At 64.1% G+C, this 19,990-nt stretch carries 19 protein-coding genes; 14 read left to right on the top strand and 5 right to left on the bottom strand.

Annotated elements, in window-relative coordinates:
* Positions 1 to 208: 208 nt before the first annotated feature.
* Together A0W70_RS15525 and A0W70_RS15530 are read right to left on the bottom strand one after the other, a co-directional pair.
* Positions 209 to 1,402 carry an MFS transporter gene (locus A0W70_RS15525; RefSeq protein WP_070990001.1) on the bottom strand — a complete coding sequence of 398 codons (1,194 nt, stop codon included), beginning with the start codon at positions 1,400 to 1,402 and terminating at the stop codon, positions 209 to 211.
* Between the two features lie 407 nt (positions 1,403 to 1,809).
* On the bottom strand, positions 1,810 to 3,015 hold the full coding sequence (locus A0W70_RS15530; protein WP_070990004.1) for an aminomethyl transferase family protein: 1,206 nt from the start codon (positions 3,013 to 3,015) through the stop codon (positions 1,810 to 1,812).
* 106 nt (positions 3,016 to 3,121) lie between these two features.
* Between A0W70_RS15530 and A0W70_RS16860 the strand changes: the two genes are divergently transcribed.
* From A0W70_RS16860 to A0W70_RS15600, 14 genes are all read left to right on the top strand, one after another.
* Entirely contained in the window at positions 3,122 to 3,991 is an 870-nt protein-coding gene (locus A0W70_RS16860) for a LysR family transcriptional regulator (protein WP_070990006.1), read from the top strand.
* Between the two features lie 779 nt (positions 3,992 to 4,770).
* A complete protein-coding gene (locus tag A0W70_RS15540; RefSeq protein WP_139150905.1) occupies positions 4,771 to 4,968 on the top strand; it encodes a Flp family type IVb pilin in 198 nt (65 codons plus the stop codon).
* A gap of 71 nt (positions 4,969 to 5,039) precedes the next feature.
* Complete coding sequence (locus A0W70_RS15545) at positions 5,040 to 5,594, top strand: prepilin peptidase (protein ID WP_245675905.1); 555 nt, start codon at positions 5,040 to 5,042, stop codon at positions 5,592 to 5,594.
* Entirely contained in the window at positions 5,591 to 6,922 is a 1,332-nt protein-coding gene (locus tag A0W70_RS15550; protein ID WP_070990013.1) for a P-loop NTPase and SpoVK domain-containing protein, read from the top strand. The genes A0W70_RS15545 and A0W70_RS15550 overlap by 4 nt, the downstream gene beginning before the upstream one ends.
* A 15-nt stretch (positions 6,923 to 6,937) precedes the next feature.
* Positions 6,938 to 7,726: a Flp pilus assembly protein CpaB gene (gene cpaB / locus A0W70_RS15555; protein ID WP_070990056.1), complete on the top strand. Its 789-nt coding sequence runs from the start codon at positions 6,938 to 6,940 to the stop codon at positions 7,724 to 7,726.
* A gap of 71 nt (positions 7,727 to 7,797) precedes the next feature.
* Complete coding sequence (locus A0W70_RS15560) at positions 7,798 to 9,474, top strand: type II and III secretion system protein family protein (RefSeq protein ID WP_070990015.1); 1,677 nt, start codon at positions 7,798 to 7,800, stop codon at positions 9,472 to 9,474.
* A gap of 18 nt (positions 9,475 to 9,492) precedes the next feature.
* Positions 9,493 to 9,747 (top strand): hypothetical protein, encoded by a 255-nt coding sequence (locus A0W70_RS15565; RefSeq protein ID WP_070990017.1) that lies wholly within the window; start codon positions 9,493 to 9,495, stop codon positions 9,745 to 9,747.
* Between the two features lie 39 nt (positions 9,748 to 9,786).
* Positions 9,787 to 10,974: a CpaE/TadZ family protein gene (locus tag A0W70_RS15570; protein ID WP_070990020.1), complete on the top strand. Its 1,188-nt coding sequence runs from the start codon at positions 9,787 to 9,789 to the stop codon at positions 10,972 to 10,974.
* Positions 10,975 to 10,996: 22 nt separating this feature from the next.
* Positions 10,997 to 12,352, top strand: a complete 1,356-nt coding sequence (locus A0W70_RS17265) for a TadA family conjugal transfer-associated ATPase (RefSeq protein WP_175443136.1) — start codon at positions 10,997 to 10,999, stop codon at positions 12,350 to 12,352.
* Positions 12,353 to 12,355: 3 nt separating this feature from the next.
* Entirely contained in the window at positions 12,356 to 13,339 is a 984-nt protein-coding gene (locus A0W70_RS15580) for a type II secretion system F family protein (RefSeq protein WP_070990023.1), read from the top strand.
* Positions 13,340 to 13,351: 12 nt separating this feature from the next.
* Positions 13,352 to 14,329 carry a type II secretion system F family protein gene (locus A0W70_RS15585; protein ID WP_070990026.1) on the top strand — a complete coding sequence of 326 codons (978 nt, stop codon included), beginning with the start codon at positions 13,352 to 13,354 and terminating at the stop codon, positions 14,327 to 14,329.
* A 73-nt stretch (positions 14,330 to 14,402) separates the two neighbouring features.
* A complete protein-coding gene (locus A0W70_RS15590) occupies positions 14,403 to 15,314 on the top strand; it encodes a tetratricopeptide repeat protein (protein ID WP_083331070.1) in 912 nt (303 codons plus the stop codon).
* 48 nt (positions 15,315 to 15,362) lie between these two features.
* Entirely contained in the window at positions 15,363 to 15,824 is a 462-nt protein-coding gene (locus tag A0W70_RS15595) for a TadE/TadG family type IV pilus assembly protein (RefSeq protein ID WP_070990028.1), read from the top strand.
* Positions 15,825 to 15,857: 33 nt separating this feature from the next.
* Positions 15,858 to 17,096 carry a pilus assembly protein TadG-related protein gene (locus A0W70_RS15600; protein ID WP_070990030.1) on the top strand — a complete coding sequence of 413 codons (1,239 nt, stop codon included), beginning with the start codon at positions 15,858 to 15,860 and terminating at the stop codon, positions 17,094 to 17,096.
* Between the two features lie 19 nt (positions 17,097 to 17,115).
* Here the strand turns inward: A0W70_RS15600 and A0W70_RS15605 are convergent, their stop codons facing one another.
* The 3 genes from A0W70_RS15605 to A0W70_RS15615 form a co-directional block, all read right to left on the bottom strand.
* The gene (locus A0W70_RS15605) at positions 17,116 to 18,027 is read right to left on the bottom strand and encodes a helix-turn-helix domain-containing protein (protein ID WP_083331071.1); all 912 of its coding nucleotides are present in this window, start codon (positions 18,025 to 18,027) and stop codon (positions 17,116 to 17,118) included.
* A 395-nt stretch (positions 18,028 to 18,422) separates the two neighbouring features.
* The gene (locus A0W70_RS15610; RefSeq protein WP_070990034.1) at positions 18,423 to 19,178 is read right to left on the bottom strand and encodes a DUF2182 domain-containing protein; all 756 of its coding nucleotides are present in this window, start codon (positions 19,176 to 19,178) and stop codon (positions 18,423 to 18,425) included.
* On the bottom strand, positions 19,175 to 19,840 hold the full coding sequence (locus tag A0W70_RS15615; protein ID WP_070990036.1) for a DUF1326 domain-containing protein: 666 nt from the start codon (positions 19,838 to 19,840) through the stop codon (positions 19,175 to 19,177). Before A0W70_RS15615 ends, A0W70_RS15610 begins: the two co-directional genes overlap by 4 nt.
* Positions 19,841 to 19,990 lie beyond the last annotated feature (150 nt).

Here is a 19,990-nt window from a genome sequence, read left to right on the forward strand (position 1 = left end):
GCTCGGGCTAACCGGCATATTACGTCGGAGTGCCTCCCGGGGCACGGCGTGAATGCGAGTGTCATCGGCGTCACCCGACCCGCGATGGCGTTCGACCCGAGACGCGCCGTATCAGGCGATCGATCAACCACGCCAGTCGTTTGATCAGTTGGACCAGGCCGATGGCGATACGTGCGAACACGACGTCGGTCAGCAGGATCGGGGTTACTCAGGCGCTCGCGGGCGAATCCGCTTCCCGAGGCCCCATGATCACGCGTGCGGGGAGCGGGTAGAGCTGCGAGCAGCCGGCCGCGAGCACGGCCAGCACCGCGAACGCGAAGAACGCCTCGGCGTAGCCGTACCCCTCGATCGCCCAGCCGGCCACGGGCGAGCCCACGGCCTGACCGATGGTGATCGACACGAAGGGCAGGACGGGACCGAGCGCCGGTCGTCTGGGCAGCAGGCGTACACCGGTCACGAGCAGTTGGCCGCTGAGGTGCATCGCCGCCCAGCCGAACACCGCCGCGGCCGCGAGCGATACCGGCAGTAGCCCGGGTGCGGCGGCGATCCCCCCGACCGAAGCGGCGGTCGCGAGCAGGGCGGTGGCGAGCGTCTTCGGGGCGCCGAAGCGGTCGCGCAGGTCGGTTGCGCCGGCCCCCAGCAGCCCCGCAAGGCCAAGGCCCAGCCAGAGGAGGCCGGTTGTGCCCGGGGCCAGACCGCCGACCTGTACGACCAGATCGGGCGCGAAGATCCAGAATACCGCCCCGACAAAGCCGACGGCGAAGCCGAACAGCGTCAGCCGCACGAGGGCACCCAGCTGCGCGCGCGAGAGCGGCGGCAGGCCGTCGGTGGCCCGCGGCGCGCGTGAAGCCGCGGGCAGCAGCCACCATGCCGCGACCAGTCCGATGCCCGCCAGCGCGGCGAAGCCGCCATAGGCCAGGCGCCATGCGCCGGCGAGAAACAGCACCGTGGGTACGCAGAATACGAGTCCGATACTGGTGCCGGCGTTCATGACCGCGTTGACCCGGCCCTGCAGCGCCGGCCGCACCGTTGCCTGCACGCCGGCGGCGAGTGCGGGCATCATCAGCCCGGTCGAGACGCCGCAGGCGAACACGCCCGCGCCGAGGGTGATCGCGCCGCTCGCCTGGCTGATCAGCGCGAGGCCACCAAAGCCGATGCCGCTCGCGACCATGGCGGCCCTGCGTGCGCCGAGGCGAGCCGCCACCGCGGGTGCGATCGCACTGGTGCATACGAAGCTGACGAAAGCGAGTGAACTGACAACGCCGATCACATCCGAGCCGAGGCCGAGTTCGGTCCGGATGGATGGCACGAACAGGCCGAACGCGTACCGGGCCAGGCCGAAGGCTACGGCCGTTAACCCGGCGCCGAGCACGGCGTAACCGGTCGCACCAATCGTTCTCACGACATCACCCCTGGCGGAGCGGCGCGTACCGGGATGGTTACTGCGCGGAGGTCGGGTGTAACGGCCAGCCGGGCGAGTGCCGGGGCCGATGCGCCGACGTCCCCCGCGGTGCGGATGGTGTGTCCGGCGCGCCCGCTTGCGACGGCCTGAGCGTCGGGGCGGGTGGACTCAGAACAGCGTTCGATTGCGGGTACTGCTCGCACTACGGCCTTCGATTACGTTTACTGCGGATACCGCGTGTACGGAAACCCTGATTACAATCAGGCACTGCGTTGGGTAACGGTGTAGGTCGGGCTTACAGCCCGACACTCGTAAGCCCCTGATCTGTCGGGCTGGAAGCCCGGTCTGCACGGGCTGGAAATCCGACCTGCGGGACGCCCGAGAATCAGACGTCCCGCAGCGTGTATTCAGGCTTCGGTCGGTATCTCGGGCAGCTCCGTGGTGCGCCCGCGCGGTATGTCGCCACCCTGATCGTAGAACGGCAGGCTGCACAGTTCGCCGATGTGCGTCTGGCCGTCCATGCAGGCGACATTCAGCTCGGTGCCTGGACCATGATCGGGATCGTCCACGCGCACGAAGGCCACACCGCACTGCAGGGTCGGGGACCACGCACTGCTGGTGACGCGCCCGACGTTGTTGCCGTCGATATACACGGCGTTGCCGTGGCACGCGGTGCCGCCGTCGACCTTCAGGCCCCAGGTCCGGTTGCGCCGGTCCGCGGCCTCCAGTGCCGAACGGCCCACGAAGTCGCCCTTGTTGAAGTCGACCAGTGACCCGAAGCCGGCGTCGAATGGCGTAGTGTTCTCGTCAAAATCCGTACCCGCGAACAGCAGCCCGCCCTCGATGCGGCGTGCGTTGGTGACCTCGGCGGGCGTGGTGTGGATGCCCCACTCTTCGCCGGCGAACATGATGCGGTCGCCGATCGCGGTGGCGTCGGCATCGGGCTCCAGGTAGAACTCCCAGCCGAGTTCGCTGGTGAAGCCGGTCCGGGTGATGATCAGGGGTTGGCCGTCGATGCGGATCTCCGCCATATCGAAGTAGCGGAACCGCTCCGGCAGCCCGTCGTCGGCGACCTCTTCAAGCACGTCCATCGAGCGTGGCCCCTGGACCTGGCTGACCCAAACGTGCGGGTTGAAGATCTCGACGTCGAGTCCGACCGCCTGCGCGCGCAGCCAGCTGTAGAACTCACCGTCGCCCTGCACGTACCAGAAGCGGTTGGTGTCGAGCCGCATGAGCACGCCATCCATGACCGTGCCCCCATCCGGGTAGCAGGCGATCTGGTAACTGCAGCGCCCGACGCGCACCTTGGCGACGCTCCGCGTGAACACGCGCTCCAGCAGCGCTTCCGCGTCGGCCCCGCGAATCTCGATCGGCAACTCGCCGGTGTGCGAAACCATCACCTGACGGCGCAGGCGCCAGTACAGATCGCGCGTGTCGGTATTGGCGTAGGCGAGCGAGCGCAGGCGCCGGTTGTAGACACCGAACTTCGGATCGTAGGGCAACTCCTGGTAGATCAGCGGATGCGGCGCCATGCTCTGCTGGAACTCGGTCGCACCGCCGCCGAACGGTACCGCCTTCACCACGAACTCAATGCCGGTCGTTGCCTCGGACACGTCTTCTCCACCCGGAATCTGAAGGGCCAATAATGGAATTGGGAGAATAGCTCGGTTCCGGGTATGACACCAATGACAAATATTCTCCAGCGTAGAGAATTCTGTCATGATCGCGCGCATGAGACTGGATACGGAATCGTTGCGTGCGCTCAAGCTGGTGGCCGAGGTCGGCGGTGTCACCGAAGCGGCTGCGCGCCTGTCCCTGACACAGTCGGCGGTCAGCTGGAAACTGCGCCGTCTGGAGGAGCGTGTCGGACGGACTCTGTTGCGCCGCGACGGGCGCCTGCTGAAACCGACCCGGCAAGGCCAGGAATTGATCGAATTCGCGGACCGCATCCTGTCCGCGCATGACGCCGCGGTGCAGCGCTTCCGGGGTTCGGCGCTCAGCGGCTCCATCCGCCTCGGGGCAACGGACGACGTCGCCGTGAATCGGGTCGCGGGCATCGCGGGCCGGTTCCGCTGGGCGCACCCGGCCATCCGCCTGCAGATCCGGGTGGAGTCGTCGCTCAAGGTCGCCGAGTGGGTCGATGCCAGTGAAGTTGACCTCGCGGTGATGCCGGTCGAGCACCACGAAGTGCGTGTTGGCGATTTCGTGCTGTGGCAGGACGAACTGCGATTCGTCCAGGCCACGGATGCCGAGTTCTCCGCCGATGACCCCCTGCCGCTCGTGACCTTCGGTTCGCAATGCTTTTACGGGCGCGTCGCGGGCGGGCTTCTCGATGCGGCCGGGGTGGCCTGGGAGGAAGTGCTGCAGAGCGCGAGCATCGCCGGCGTCCGGGCGGCGGTCAGCGCCGGCTTCGGGGTCGCGCTCATGAACCGCGGCTTCATGACCGAGGACCAGTGCACATGGCCGGGGGCGACGGCGATCGCCACACCGCCGGATATCAACTACGTCCTGCGCGCCGCGGAAGGGCCCCTGACGGACGCGCAGAAGACGCTCGTCGGGGAGCTCCGTGGGTCGGTGCCGCCGGAGTAGGATCGCGGCCGGAATCGAGATCGCCCGTCCCCGATGCCCATTCTCAGGGCGCCGGTCGTCCAGTACCGCTCGCCAGCGTTTTTCTCGTGCGCCTGGATTCTCCTCGATGACCTCGTAACGAATTCCTGAACCGTGCGTTCCCGGAACGCCTCTGCAGCGTCTCCGTTCCAGACGATCCGGGACATGGTTTCGCGCGACGTTCGGGTTCGATCAGGCGCTCCAGGAGCCTGTCCGAGAACCCCGAAACCTACCGCGCATGTGCCACGGCTCAATCTTTCTCCGATCGCTCGACTCACATGACAACGACCATGCTCCTATCACGATCGGAAAAATCTGCTCGCTGCACCACACGCTCGCTACGGTTCAGGTGTCCCGTACAGCCTCCTAGTGTTCTGGTCCGCTTCGTCGATCCCGCCTTTCGTGAATCTTTTGCACCGGCCCAGGAGAATTTTGCGGACGGTGGATGATCCGCGGTGTCCGAACGAAACGCCACCGAACGCTCGTAAGCAGGATCGGTTCGTCGGAATCCATCTCCCAACACATGCATTATTACTGGTTACTGGTCGCGCTCTCCGTCCCTGGTCTATCTCATAGCGGCCTCGTTTCCATTACCCACCTGCCGGCTTGTTCGATCCCGCTCACAAAATCGTCCTGGTTCGATGCAAATGAATCCATGCACGCAATGACGCGTGTTGCTAATTCATTCCCTGAAGGGTTGTCCTTCACGAAAGCCGGCATTGGCCGGGATGATGATGATGATGCGCGAGGAGAAAGATCTGATGAGCAAATGGATTCGGGTTGAAATGATTCGCCTGTTCCGTGGCGAAGAGGGTACGGAGGTCGTCGAATGGACGCTGGTCGCCGGCCTGATCGTGGCGATCGCCGCGGCGACGTTCCTTGCCATCGGTCAGGACGTCGATGCCGTTTTCACGGCGATCGAAGCGAACACGCAGCAAGCGGCGGACAACGTCCAGTAACCGATGGGAAAGGCGGGACACCGGCGAATGTGCCGGTGTCCCGGTTCTGAGAAAACCATGAGATGACAATCATGATTGCTACGATGCCCGCGTATCTTCTGATGTTGCTTTGGATCGCGGCGGCGGCCGACGTCCGCGGGCGCCGTGTACCGAACTGGCTGACGCTGGGCGGTGCCGTCGTCGGCGTGATACTGCAGATGGCATACGCGGGGATCGGTGGGCTCACCACTGCGGCGGCCGGATTCCTGGTCGGCGCGTTGATTCTGATGCCGGGGTTCCTGCTCCGGGCGACCGGGCCCGCCGATGTCAAACTGCTGGCGGCCGCGGGTACCGTACTGGGGCCGTACCACGTCCTCATTGCGGGATTCTCAAGCATTCTTGTCGGCGCGGTAATCGCCATCGGCATCGCGACCGCCACGCTGGCCATGCGCGCTGCCCGGTCTCCTTGGCATCGATATGCGGTCATGCTCCGCACGCTTTCCGTAACCGGACGCCCGGTCTATATCCCGCCGGCGGCCGATGAAGTCATGGCGACGCGCTTCCCCTTCGCGGTCGCGATCGCCCTGGGTGCAACACTGACGGCGGCCTGGGCGGGTCTGCTCGGCGGCATTGGAGTCCAGCCATGAGCACCGGCCACTCCGTGCCCGCTGTCGAACGCGCCACTGGCGCCTATGACGGGTTCGAGGACGATCGCGACTTTATGGCGCGTCCGCTCACGACCGATGACACCGGTCTGGGAGAAGGCTATCTCGCCGACCTGGTGGTCAAACACCTCTATGGCGCCGGCGTCCTCGACCTTGGCGAACTCGCCGCGCGGATGGCGCTCTCGGGCGCACTGCTCGAGGAGGTGCTGGGATTCCTGCGCACGGAGGGGCAGGTCGAGGTGCGCGGTGCCGTCAATCACAGCGGCCTGCTCCGTTACTGCGTGACCGACCGCGGCCGTGCGTCCGCGCTTGAAGCGCTCGCACGCGATGGCTACGTGGGCCCGGCCCCGATAACACTCGCCGACTACCAGCTCATGGTGAAGCGCCAGAGCGCAAAGGCGGACAGCGTGACGCGCGCCGCGGTCCACCGGGTGTTCGCCGATACGGTCATACGGCCTGAACTGCTGGACCGGCTTGGACCGGCGCTTCATTCCGAACGGGCGATGTTCCTTTACGGCGCACCCGGTACCGGCAAGAGCTTCATCGCCCGTCGACTGTCGCGTCTGTTGTCCGGATCGATTTTCGTCCCGCATGCCGTGATGGTCGCGGACAAGGCCGTACGTTGTTTCGATCCCGGGCTGCACCGTGTCGCGCCGGACGAGGCATCCGGATCCCCGGTGGCGCTGAAAGAGGGTTTCGATCGGCGTTACGTCCGCTGTCAGCGTCCGATCGTGACCACTGGCGGCGAACTGACGCTCGACATGCTCGACCTGCAATACGACGAGGCGACACGGGTTCATCACGCACCGCCGCAGCTCAAGGCCAACGGCGGGCTGCTGGTGATCGATGACCTCGGCCGCCAGCGCGTCGATCCGATCGATCTGTTCAACCGCTGGATCGTACCGCTTGAGGAAGGCCGCGACTTCCTTGCGTTGCGCAACGGTCAGCACTTCGAGGTGCCGTTCGATCTGACGCTCGTGTTCTCCACCAACAGGGATCCGCTGGAACTGGCCGATGAGGCGTTCCTGCGACGGATCGGCTACAAGATCCGCTTTGATGCGATGACGGCGGATGCATATACCGCGATATGGCGGCAGGAATGCGAACGCCGTGGACTCGAATTCGATCCGGCGATCGTGGAGTACGTCATCGCGGATCTGCATGGACACGACCAGGTCCCACTCCTGCCGTGCCATCCGCGCGACCTGATCGACTTGGCCGTGAACCGAAGCCGTTACACCGGCGAAGAAACGCTGACTCCCGAGGCCATGGACTGGGCCTGGGGCACCTATTTTGTACGACTGGATTGATTGGGGATGCATGTCATGAAAAAGAGCACGCGGTTGGTTTCGATGCTGGGGGTTTCGCTGGTCATGGCCCTGGGGGCCGCGCTGCTCGCCAAGCACTGGCTGCAGGACAGGCTCAACGTACAGGCCGCCCCGGCGGCGGATACCCGATCGGTCGTGGCCGCGACGCGGGACATCCCCTTCGCCCAGACGATCGAGTCGACGGATCTGCAGGTGATCGAACTGCCGCACCACGCGATACCGAAAGGCAGCTTCGTATCGATCGATGATGTGGCCGGCGCGGTTGCTACCCAGACGATCTACGGCGGTGAGGTCGTGGTCGGAAAACGGATCGGCAAGAACCTCGGTGGCAGTGCGCTCGCGGTGGTCGTCGACAAGGGCAAGCGGGCGATCAGCGTGCGCGTGAACGATGTCGTGGGGGTGGCGGGTTTCCTGCTGCCGGGCAATCGCGTGGACGTGCTGGCATCGAAGGGCGCGGCACGACGTGACGTCAGCTCCGAGACCATCCTCACCGATATCAAGGTCCTCGCCGTCGACCAGATCGTTTCGCCGGAGAAGGACGAACCGGTGATCGTCCGCGCCGTGACGCTGGAGGTGACACCGACACAGGCGGAAAAGATCGTCAAGGCGACCCGCGAGGGCGAAGTGCAGCTCACGCTGCGCAATCCGCTCGATCAGGAACCGGATGTAAAACCGGAACCCGAGCCGCAAAAGGTCGTCAAGCGGACGGTGTACAGAGGACCGAAACATGTGCATGTGCAGGTGATCCGTGGCACGGACGTAAGTTCAGAACGGGTCAAGGAATGAACAGGTCATTCTTGACGGCGCCGCCAAACCGGCCGGCAAAACAATGGAGTGTGGGGAGAGAAACAATGAGGATGAGGGGCAAACTGAACGGGTTGAGCGCCGCGATCGCCGCCGCCGTATTGGGCAGTGTGGCGACAGGCGACCTTTATGCGCAATCGTCGGTCGTAACTGCGCCGCTTGACCGTGACGAGCGGTCGTGGCGGACGCTGGCGCAGAACGATCAGGGCAACTCGATGGAGGAGCGCATCCGACGACGGATGCAGGCGACTACACCGATGACGGTCATGCCCTACGAGGGTGCGACGGTGCCGGTCAAGGTGGCGATCAACAAGTCGCACGTGCTCGAGTTCCCGGAAGGAGTTCAGCGTGTATCGATCGGCAACTCCGACATCGCGGATATCCTTGTTGTCCGCTCACGCCAGCTGTACGTGGTCGGCAAATCGATCGGGAGCACGAATGTCGTGGTCTGGGACGCCAATGACCGCGTGCAGGGGGTACTGAATGTCGAGGTCACGCAGGACCTCGCCGTGCTCAAGGCGAATCTCCATCAGTTGTTGCCGGGTGAGCCCGTGGAGGTGAGGTCGTCTTACGGCACGATCGTGCTCAGTGGACAGGTTTCGAGCGCGCCGCGCATGGAGGCGGCGTTGCGTCTCGCGAACAGTTTCCAGAGCGCGCAGCGAAGTGAGAAAGCGCCCGAAGTACTCAACATGATGCAGGTCGGCGGAGCCCAGCAGGTGATGCTGGACGTCAAGGTCGCCGAGGTCTCCAGAACCCTGATCAAGCGCTTGAACATCCAGTTCAGCGCCTTCGGTGCGGACGGCTCCTGGAAGCTCGGCGCGGTCAACGGTGGCGCCGCTTTCCCGGACGCGGTCTTCGACAGTCTGAGCGGGGACGCGCGCATTCCGATTTTCACGGATCCCACTCCGATCGGACCGGCCGTCGAGGAGTTTGCCCCGAACACGCCCTCCATCGAAAACGCGGGGATCTTTGCCAGCCGCCTGACCGGCAACTCCGTGTTCAACATGGTCATCGATGCGGCCAAGAATGAGGGGCTTGCCCGCATTCTGGCCGAACCCAACCTGACGACGTTGACGGGGCAGAACGCCGAGTTCCTCGCAGGCGGCGAATTTCCGATTCCGGTACCGAGCGGCGACGGCGATGTGGGGATCGAATTCAAGGAGTTCGGTGTCGAACTCGATTTCCGGCCGGTGGTGCTCGACTCCGGCGTTATCAATCTCGACGTCGATGTCTCGGTGTCCGATCTGGTCACGAGCAATGCCATCGCCGTGGGCTTCCAGACCGATGTATCGCAACAGTTCTTTATCCCGTCGCTGGTCAAGCGCAGCGCGAGTTCGACAGTCGAACTCGAAAGCGGCAAGACCATCGCGATCGCGGGAATGATCGACGAGAGCCTGCGCGAGAACGTGAACAAATTCCCGGGGCTGGGCGAGTTGCCGATCATCGGGATGCTGTTCCGCAGCCAGGAATACATCAAGGATCAGACCGAACTCGTCATATTCGTGACTCCGCGGCTCGCGAAACCGATCGCGGTGGAACGTATGCGGTTGCCGACCGATGACTTCGTCGAACCGACGGGCCTCGAGTACTACCTGCTGGGACGGCACTCGATGCGGCGGCAGGACTCGGGTGAGGAACGCGATGCCGACCGTCCCGCCAGCCTCGAGTCGCGCCTGACGGCGATGGGCGGCGGATCCGAAGGCCGGTTCGGCCACGATCTCGGGCGTTGAGAACAAGGGGAGAAACTGATGAAACGGACCTACTGGTGGTTGCCGCTTGTCCTTGGCGGGTTGCTCGGCGGATGCGCGACATCCTCGTCCAGCTTCGAGGATGGTTTCGGTGATTCCGTCCGCGCGGCGATGAACGAGCAGACCTGGAGCGAGGGCGAGGACGCGCCACCGCTGCGCGGCACCAAGGCGGAAGAGGCGATTTATCGGTACCACGTCGGTGACGAATCCGGGCAGACGGATGGCGCGACGATGGGACTGAGTCATGGTGAATGAACAGGCAGGCGGCAACCGCTCTGCGGAGGATTGTCAGACATGCACTACCGATTGAACGTGCTCGTCGCGGGCAGCTCCGCAAGCGATATCGAGCAGCTTGAGCAGAAACTTCGGCACAACGACAACGTGGCCGTCCGGCGCAAGCACATCGTCAATGGCCATGCCGATCCATTGCATGACTGTGACGAACTACCGGACGCACTGGTGCTTTCGGTGTCCGGCGGGGGGCATGCGCAACTGGCGGCGTTGACCGAGCGTGGCGCCGCCCAGCGCCCGCCGCTGCTGGTGGTCGGGCCGCCTGGCAACGTCGACCTCATCCGGACATCCATGCGTGCCGGGGCGCGTGACTTCCTCGAGGCGCCTGTGTCCGCAACCGATCTGGATCGGTTTATCGATCAGGTGGTGAATGATCGTCGTGCGGAACGGGCGAAACGCCGCGCGCGGTTGACCGCGGTGATCAATGCCAAGGGCGGGGCGGGTGGCAGCATGGTGGCGGCCAATCTCGCCCGCAATTCAGCCGCGCGGCCGCACGGACGTACGCTGCTCATGGACCTGGATGTGCAGTTCGGGACGCTGCCGCTCTACTTCAACCTGGTGCCGCGCAACGGCCTGGTTCGGGCATTGGAACTGGTCGAGAGTATCGATGCCGTCGCGCTCGAAGGGTACGTGATGTGCCACGAAAGTGGCCTTGACCTGATCGCTTCGGCGCCGGATGACCTCGTGCTTCCCGCTGAAATTCCCGAGGAACGTATCGATCAGTTGCTCGACGTGGTCGGCTCCGCCTACGACGATATCTTCGTGGATCTGCCGCGCTGGATCGCGGGATCCACGGCGGTGGTACTCGACCGTGCGGACCGGATACTGATCGTGCTCCAGCAGAGTGTCGCCCACCTGCGCGATACCAAGCGGATGACGCGGATTCTGCAACACGACATGGGGGTTGCCGCTTCGCGCCTGGCGCTGGTGGTGAACCGCTTCGACAAGCGCAACGCGGTGACGGAACGCGATATCCGGGAAGCGTTGCCGGCGCTTGAGCTCTTCACGTTGCCGAATGACTACCGGCTGGTGACGGAGAGTATCAATATGGGCAGCCCGCTCCGTGATCTTTCAAGACGGGCGGCCGTGACCCGAGACCTCGAAACGCTCACGGCGAGCATCGGTCGCAGCGAGGGGATAAGCCCGACGGCTCATACCCGGCGATCGCTTTTTTCATGGCTGAGGGCCTGACGTGATGGAAACCGATTTCGGGATGAACCGGAACGAAAACGCCGATCGGACTTCGAATCGGACCTCATGGCAACGCCGCTTCGAGCGTACCGGTGCGCTTCGCCTGTCCGGCGAGGAATACGAAGCCAAGCGGCGGATCTTTCAGCGCCTGGTGAAGGTGTTGGACCTCTCCCTGATCGCGAGTCTGTCCGACGAAGAGGCCCGCTCACAGATCCAGCAGAACGCCGAAACGATCATGGGCGACGAGGCGTTGCCGTTCAACGCCGAACTCAGGCGGCGGATCATCAACGAGCTGCAGGACGAGATACTGGGCCTCGGCCCGCTCGAGCCGCTGCTCGCAGACCGCTCCGTTTCCGATATCCTGGTCAACGGTGACAAGACGGTCTACGTCGAGCGCAACGGCCGGCTTGAGCGCACTGCGGTACGGTTCGACAGCGAACAGCATCTGCGCACGATCATCGACCGGATCGTATCGAGCGTCGGCCGCCGCATCGACGAGTCTTCGCCCATGGTGGACGCCCGCCTCAAGGATGGCTCGCGCGTGAACGCGATCATACCGCCATTGGCGATCGATGGGCCGCTGCTGTCGATCCGGCGGTTTTCGGTCGAGCAGTTGACCATGGAGAGCCTGATCGCACTCGGTTCACTCACGGGGCCGGTCGCGCGGCTGCTCGAGTCGATCGTCAAGGCGCGCCTGAACGTGCTTGTCTCCGGTGGCACGGGCGCCGGGAAGACGACCCTCCTCAATGTGCTGTCGGGATTCATACCGGCCAGCGAACGCATCGTGACGATCGAGGATTCGGCCGAACTGCAGCTACAGCAGCCGCACGTCGTCCGCCTTGAAACGCGGCCGGAGAACGTCGAGGGCAAGGGCGCGGTGACCCAGCGCGACCTCCTGCGCAACAGTCTTCGCATGCGCCCCGATCGGATCATTGTCGGTGAGGTGCGTGGTGCTGAAGCGCTGGACATGCTCCAGGCCATGAATACGGGTCACGACGGTTCATTGACGACGGTCCATGCCAACACGCCACGCGACGCGTTGACGCGTATCGAGAGCATGGTGGCCATGAGCGGGGTGGAATTGCCCCAGGGCCCCCTGCGCTCGCAGATCGCCTCGGCGCTGGACGTGGTTCTGCAGATCGAGCGCAATGAGGATGGGACGCGACGCCTGCACAGCGTCCAGGAAATCCAGGGACTGGAAGGCGAAGTCATCACCATGTCCGAGATCTTCCGCTTCGAGCGACGGGGCATCGGCGACGATGGACGGGTACAGGGTCGGTTCACCGCGACCGGCATCGTCCCCCGCTTCCAGGAGCACCTGCGCAGCCACGGCGTCGATCCGGGCCTCGAAATCTACCGCCCCGGCGAGGAGACCTGAGAGATGGAATGGGGAATCTCGGACCAGCTGATCGTCATCAGCATGATCTTCGTTGCCGTGTTTCTGCTCGTGCAGTCGTTCATGGTCCCCGCGTTCGGAGAAAACCGCCAGGCGCGGAATCGCCTCCGCCAGCGTCTGCGCAGCATGGCCGATGACGACAGGGCGGGTGCGTCCATTTCACTGGTCCGCAGCGAGTATCTGGGCAAGCTGTCGCCATTTGAACAGACGCTCCAGCGTCTCCCCGGGATGCGGCGGCTCGATCGCATGCTCGAGCAGGCAGGGCGGCGAACGCCGGCCTACCGGGTGGTCCTGCTGTCGCTGCTTCTGGGGAGTGGTGTCACGCTGCTTGTGGTGCAGCTGATCGGCAGTGCGTTGATCGGGATCGCGGCCGGTATTGCCGCGGCATCATGGCCGGTCTTCCGGTTGAAGATCGAAAAGGCCCGGCGGCTGGCCCGGTTCGAGGAACAGTTCCCCGACGCGCTGACCGTCATGGCACGTGCGCTCAGGGCCGGGCACCCGTTCACGGGGGCGCTGCAGCTCGTCGGCGAAGAGTTGCAGGCCCCGGTCGGGACCGAATTCGCGAACACCTTCACCGAGATCAACTACGGGGGCGAGGTGCGCGTGGCGCTGGTGGGAATGCTCGACCGCGTGCCGAGCGTCACGGTCATGGCGTTCGTGAGTTCCGTGCTGGTACAGCGCGACACGGGGGGAAATCTCGCGGAACTCCTGGAGCAGCTCGCGGCCGTCGTCCGGGGGCGGTTCCGGTTCCACCGCAAGCTTCGTACGCTCTCGGCGGAAGGCCGCATGGCGGCTTGGATACTGGTCCTGATGCCGTTCGCGCTGGCCGGTGTCCTGTCCTGGGCGAATCCCGAGTTCCTGCCGATGCTGACGACCGATTCGACCGGGCGCCAGCTCGTTATGGTGGCGTTCGCCCTGATGATCGTCGGGATTCTGTGGCTCCGGCGCATCATCCGGATCGATGTGTAGAGGAGAATAACAATGGATCAATTGCTGAGCGCATTCTTCGGTCTCCTCCACGGCTTGACCACGCAGCCCGAGATGGCCCAGCTCGGTTTCGCCGCCATGCTCGGGGTCGCGGTCTTTGTACTTATGGTCGCCGTACTGCTGCTGGCGACCAGCATCCTCCAGCCGATCCGGTCCCGGCTGCGTCGGCTGGATGCCGAGGATGAAGAGCCCGCTGCCGCGAATGCGCCATTGATCGAACGGCTGGTTGAACCCATCGGTAATCTGATGCTTCCACGCGCGGAGGAGAGCCGTATACGGGCGAATCAGCGCCTGCGCCACGCCGGGATTCTGTCTTCCGGCGCGCTCAGCACCTATTTCGGCGTGAAGTTCCTGCTCGCGGTGTTGCTGCCGGCGATCGCGGTGACGCTGTTGCTTGGTTTTACGCGGATGCCGGGGGCACCGGTGTTGCTGTTCGGCGTGGCGGCCGCGATTGCCGGTTATCTGGCGCCCAACGTCTGGCTCGAATTCGCGGTTCGCGAGCGCACGCGCAGGATACGCCACGGCCTCCCCGACGCCCTTGATCTGCTCGTGGCCTGCAGCGAGGCCGGACTCGGCCTCGTCGCGGCCATCCAGCGTGTCGCGGCCGACCTCGAGATCAGCCACCCCGAACTGGCCGCCGAACTGCGCCTGTTCGGGATGCAGACCCGTGCGGGCATGAGCAACCGCGATGCGCTGCGCGATCTTGAACACCGCACCGGCGTGGAGGACGTGCGGGGTCTTGTAACCACGCTGCTGCAGAGTATGCGCTTCGGTACGAGTATCGCTTCGACCCTGCGCATCTATTCCGAAGAAATTCGCGACAAGCGTATCCAGCGCGCCGAGGAGCATGCCGCCAAGGTGGGTACCAAGATGCTTTTCCCGCTGGTGCTGTGCATTTTCCCGAGTTTCTTCGTGGTGACGCTGGGACCGCCCATCCTTGGAGCGGTTCGCGCGTTGAGTGGTTCCGGCTGAACATGGACCCGGCAAGGGGGAGGTGGGATCAGTGAGTGCTTCATGCAGAACAAAAACAACCAGGACCGTGGCCATGGCCGCGGCTGCGCTTGTGCTCGCCGGCTGCGCGACGCGATCGCCGTCCGAACGCAGTGACGATGTCTTCTCGATTCTGTACGAGGGGAAATCGACCGCGCAGTTCGCCACGTCGTTACCGGTCGGATCGCCCGCGGAGGCCGAGGCACGGGGCGATGCCGCCGCGCGCGACGGCGAGCTGGACGAGGCGATCTTCGAGTACGTGCGCGGGTTGCGCATCGCCGAGAAAGGATCGCCCGGTATGCTCTACAAGATCGGGATGATTCATGAGCGGCAGAGCAACACCGAGCTCGCCGCGATTGCCTATCGCTGGGCACTTCGCGCGGATCCCGGACACAGGCCCTCGACGACCCGCCTGGGTCTCATGCTGCTGCGTCATCGCCAATACGAGGCCGCCGAGCATCGTCTGCGACCCATCGTGGAATCCGGGGCACCGTTCTGGCTCGCGCACAACGGCATGGGCGTGTTGTGTGATCTGCGTGGTGATCACCACCAGGCCGCGAACCATTATCGCGACGCCCTCCGGTTCAATCCCGACTCGGCGCTGGTCATGAACAATCTCGGCTACTCGCTGTACATGGCGGGAGACTGGGCTGGCGCCGAGAAGATGTTACGGGCGGCCCTGGAGCGTGAAGAGAATTACGACCTGGCCTGGCGCAACCTCGCATTGGTGTGGGCGCGCAGCGGGGAATACCAGGAGGCCATCGCCGCGCTCCAGCGAACCTCGTCGACCGAGGCTGCCTACAACGACCTGGGCTACGTCGAGATGATGGATGGCAATTATCCGGTAGCAACGCGTTTGTTCCACCAGGCCATGGATATATCGCCCCGCTACTATGAGATGGCGGTGGAAAATGAGCGTCGTGCGCAGCGGCTTATGACCAGAGAGCGTGATCTGGCAAGGCAGTGATGCTCGTCGGGTCCGGACGTACGGGCGAAATCGGGGTGGGTCCTGAAAATGAATAGGAAATGCAGGCGCTGGCAAAAGGGCACGGAACTTGTCGAGTTCGCGTTCACCTCGATATTCCTGTTTATGCTCCTGTTTGGAATTATCGAGTTCAGCATCGTGCTGTACGACAAGGCGACGATCACCAACGCCAGCCGCGAAGGGGCGCGGACCGGCATCCTGTTTCGCCAGGGGACGCGGACCATCGGTGGCCTCACGAGTGAAGATGATGCCATCGAGGCGGCGGTACGGGACTATGCGGACGCTTACCTTATATCCCTTGGGGGGCCGGCAACGCTGGACGTACAGATTCAGCGTACTGATCGTAATGGAGATGGCGCCTTCAACGCCGGTGATGAACTTACGGTGAGCGCAATTTACCCGTACGATTTCCTGCTCCTGCCGGCCTTCGCGAATTCGATGATCGGCGGCGTTCGGAACATCGCCGCTACTTCGGTGATGCGTGCGGAGTAGATGGTGCATTGTTCAACCAGAGGAGATTTCGCAATGCGACCCCATGATCCGTCCCGCATTGGTCCGGGCCGACAGCGAGGCGTATCCCTTGTGCTGCTCGCGGTTTCCATCGTGGCGTTGATTGGCTTTTCGGCGCTCGCGATCGACACGAGCAACCTGTACGTGGCGCGGAACGAGTTACAGAACGGCGCGGACGCGGGGGCTCTCGCCGGTGCGCGTGTGCTGTATCTCAACGATGGGTCGGCAGTCAATCCTGGCGCCAATCAGGTCGCATCCGATACCGCGATATCAAACGACAGCCAGGGGACGCCGGTCGAGGTTGCGAGCGTGCGTCGCGGACACTGGAGCTTCGCGACGCGAACATTCACGCCCAACCCTTCTCTCGATGTGGTGGATCTTTTCGGGAAAAGCACGGCGGAACTCGATGCGGACCCCAACTTCATCAATGCCGTCGAGGTGATCACCGAACGCGCGGCGACGCCGATTGCGGCGTTCTTCGGCTTTATTTTCGGATTTTCCGACTATTCAAGCCAGGCCCGCGCCGTTGGCTACATCGGCTTCGCCGGGAAACTCCGTCCCGAGGACGTGGATCAACCGATCGCGCTCTGTGAGAGCGCGCTGCGCAATCCCGATGGGGAGTACTCGTGTAACCTCGGGCGTTTCATCCCGGAAGGCGATCAGACCGGTGGGTGGACCAACTTCGAGCATGACCAAAGCGGTGCGACCAACGCCAATGAACTGCGCGACCTGGTGGAGGGTGATGGCAATCCGAACGAGATGAACTACGGTGAGAACATCGCTACCAACAATGGCCAGGTACAGTCGGCGTTCAAGGCATTTTATGACCGCTGGGTGGACGAGACGGATCGCGAACGGCCCTGGAACATGACGCTGCCGGTCATCGACTGCGACGACGGTATCGCACCGAATAATCCGCTGGTGGGCGCGGTCACGGTCAACGTCATGTGGGTAATCAATAATAACCAGAACCTGAGCCAGATCGACACGCATGCCCCGCAGGTCATGGGCGGTGGCGCGGATCTGGAGGATCCCGAATGGCCGGGTGACTGGGCGAACGCCAGTCCGAGCGGGAACGAGCGCTGGGACAGTTTCACGGATCATTTCGCGCTACAGGATTCGGCGGGACAGCCGGCGGACTGGCGGAATATGAGTATCTACTTCCTGCCCAGCTGCAGCGCGCATCAACCGTCGGGGTCTACGGGGGGGGAGAACTTCGGTGTACTGGCACGGATACCCGTCCTCGTTGACTGAGTCTGTCGTGGACGTGTGCCTACGGCGGGAACGGCCGCAGCGTCTGCGTCGCCGGCACCGTGAGCAGGTTTTCGGGAGGTGGCGGTGTGTCGCCGAGGGCCTCCCTGTCCTCCTGCGCCGCCTTCCGGGCCGTGAGGCGGTATGCGGACGGTGTGCTGCCGACGTATCGATGGAACGTGCGCGTGAAGTAAGACGGGTCCCTGAACCCGACGTTGTAGCACACGTCCGAGATGGAAACGCCTGGATGGTGGAGCAGACGCATGGCCTCGTTGATCCGGCGCCGCAGCACGTACTCCTGAAATGTCATCTCGAAGTGTCGCTTGAACGACCGGCTGAACTGGAATGGACTGAGTCCGCTGATCGCGGCGACTTCCCGCTGCAGGATTTTGTTGTGCAGGTTACGGTCGATATGGGCGAGGACGGCATCCAGTGCGGGCAAGGGGTCCGGAACGCCGGCATGGGGCCGCATTCGCGTTTCGCGTGGAAAGCCCTGCGGCGCATCGACGATCCGACGCTTTTCCGGGCCGCGCGAGGTGTCATGGCCGGCCTTGGACAACATGAGCTCCGCGAGTGCGTGCAGCACCGCCTGGAAACGGTCGTGATCGATCGGGTGGACGAAGTAATCCCAGACGCGGGAGCGGAATGCCCAGACCGCGATCGCCTCCGAATGTCCGGAGGTGAGCATCAGGATGGGCATCGAGGGCAATTCGCGCCGCGTGCGCTGGAGGTCCGCCAGACCGGGCAGGTCGGGGTAGTCGTAATCGAAGCAGACCACGAAGCAGTCGGACGCACGAATCCGCGGAACCGGATCGACGCCTTGCGGTACCGTCATGACGTGATATCCCAGGTGTTCAATCAGCCTGGCAGCAGGGCGATCCGAGATCGGCCCCGCACCCCGCAAGGCAAGCAATACCGTGCCTGTGTTTCCCATGGGCGGCTCCCCCCGGTGCCGGTTGGCCCCCACCACACGCCGTCGCGACCGATCCTGGCGATGCCGCAGTCACCGCCGTCACGAACGATATGAGTGTGGGAGGGCAAATTGTTGGTATGCGCGTTATATAGCACAGCCTGGGCGGGGCCGCCTGAAAACGTGCCCGTGCGGCACCGGTACCGGCCGGTTCTGGTGCGGGCATCGCCGGCGTCCGGCCCGCGGGTCAGCGCCGGAGTAATACCGTGTCCAGAATCAGGATCACTCCGGCCGCCGGCGCTTGTGTGTCGTCGCGACGATGCCCGTGGACGGTCTGCCGGAGTCGAAGACTCCGGAGCACCCTTTTCCGGATCCGGCGAAGCGCAGTCCGATGTTTCGGGGCAAGTTACCGGAGCGGCTCAGGCCGTGACTGCCATCGCGATGCCAGCGAGGATCAAACCGACCGCCCCGAAACGGGTCAGATGACGGCCAGCGGGGGCCGCTTTCTCCACGAGTACGAACGCGGTGATCGCCGCGATCCACAGCAGATCCATGATGCCTGCGACGAACAGGATGGCCATCAACAGCCAGCAGCACCCGACGCAGTAAGCCCCGTGCTCGATGCCCATGCTCATGGCGCCGGTCGTCCGCTGGCGCCAGCGCCGCGCAAGGAAGTCGATGGGGGAGCGGCAGTGCGCGAGACAGGCATGCTTCCATGACGTGAACTGGTACAGGCCGGCGGCGACCAGCACCGTGGCCCCGAATGCGGGACTGGTGGCGGTCATGGCGGGTGACAGCAGTGCCAGTTCAGCGAGAACCCACTGCAACGCCGTGGCACCCGCGCTGAAGATCGTCCAGACCACAAGGTAGCCGCACAGAAAGGCCCCGGTGTGAGCGACGCGGCCAAGACGCCGACGGCAGACCCGCGCATGAAGCAGCATCACCGGCGTCGCGCTGGGCAGCATCATGCCGACCATCATGATGGCCCACATGATGAACATCATGAAGGCATACCCGGGCGTCCACGGCCGCATTTCCATGGCCGCACCGGCATCCATGCCGGCTGCCCAGGCCACAAGATATGCCCAGGCCACCAGTGTCAGTGCGGCCAGGGTGCCCAATACCCATAGCCGGTCACGACGGAGGATATCCTCGAGTCCGGCCATGGTCGTCATGACGCAGCTCCGTAGCGGGGATAACAATATTCCTCGATCACGCCGTAAGGCCCGTAACCGGCGCAGGTCAGGAAACCATAGACCTGGGCGTGCCGGCCGCCGATCTCCTTCTCGCTGTGGAAGGTGCTGCTGACCATTTCCGCCTCGCGGAACTCGAAGCCGTGCGGCAGTTTGATTGTTGCGTGGTGCTCGGCCCCGGTTACCGGATCGCGGATCGGTTCGAGGCGGGATTCCAGTATGCCGGGCACGCGCAGGCGGCCCGTGCGCGCTCCGAGGTCCGAGTCGAATTCGATTCGGGCGAATATCGGATCGTACTCGTGCTCGAGCGTGGACCCATAGATATTGAACAGGGTGGTCGGCTCCTGTTCCTCGCCGGATAGGATCTGCAGCAGCGCGTCCCGCTGCGCCTCGTTCGCCCGCTCATCCACGATCGGGATGTAGGAACCGTCGCCTTCGTGCACCGCGCCGGGCCAATGGAATATGCCCGCGAAGCGCAGACCGTCGAGACGCGTCTCGCCAAAGTGGCCCTGCACGATCTCGAAGCCCTCGACACCCTCGCAGGGCGTACGGCTCGGCCGAGCGTTGAACTCGCACGGGCAGCCGTAATCGCAGCTGCAGCTCACGAGCCTTTTGACGATAATCTGCCAGTCGACATATGACATGATGACCTCCCGCGCCGTTTCGTCGCATAGCGATGCTTCTGGGCCCGGTGGCACCGAACGTTGGGGGCATGGCGGTGCCTGATCGGTCGTGCGCCCCGTCCGGTGTTACCCGTCACGTTCACGCTAGCCCACCTTATGGGGCTCTGCTAA

This window comes from Halofilum ochraceum (assembly GCF_001614315.2).
GTDB lineage: Bacteria > Pseudomonadota > Gammaproteobacteria > XJ16 > Halofilaceae > Halofilum > Halofilum ochraceum.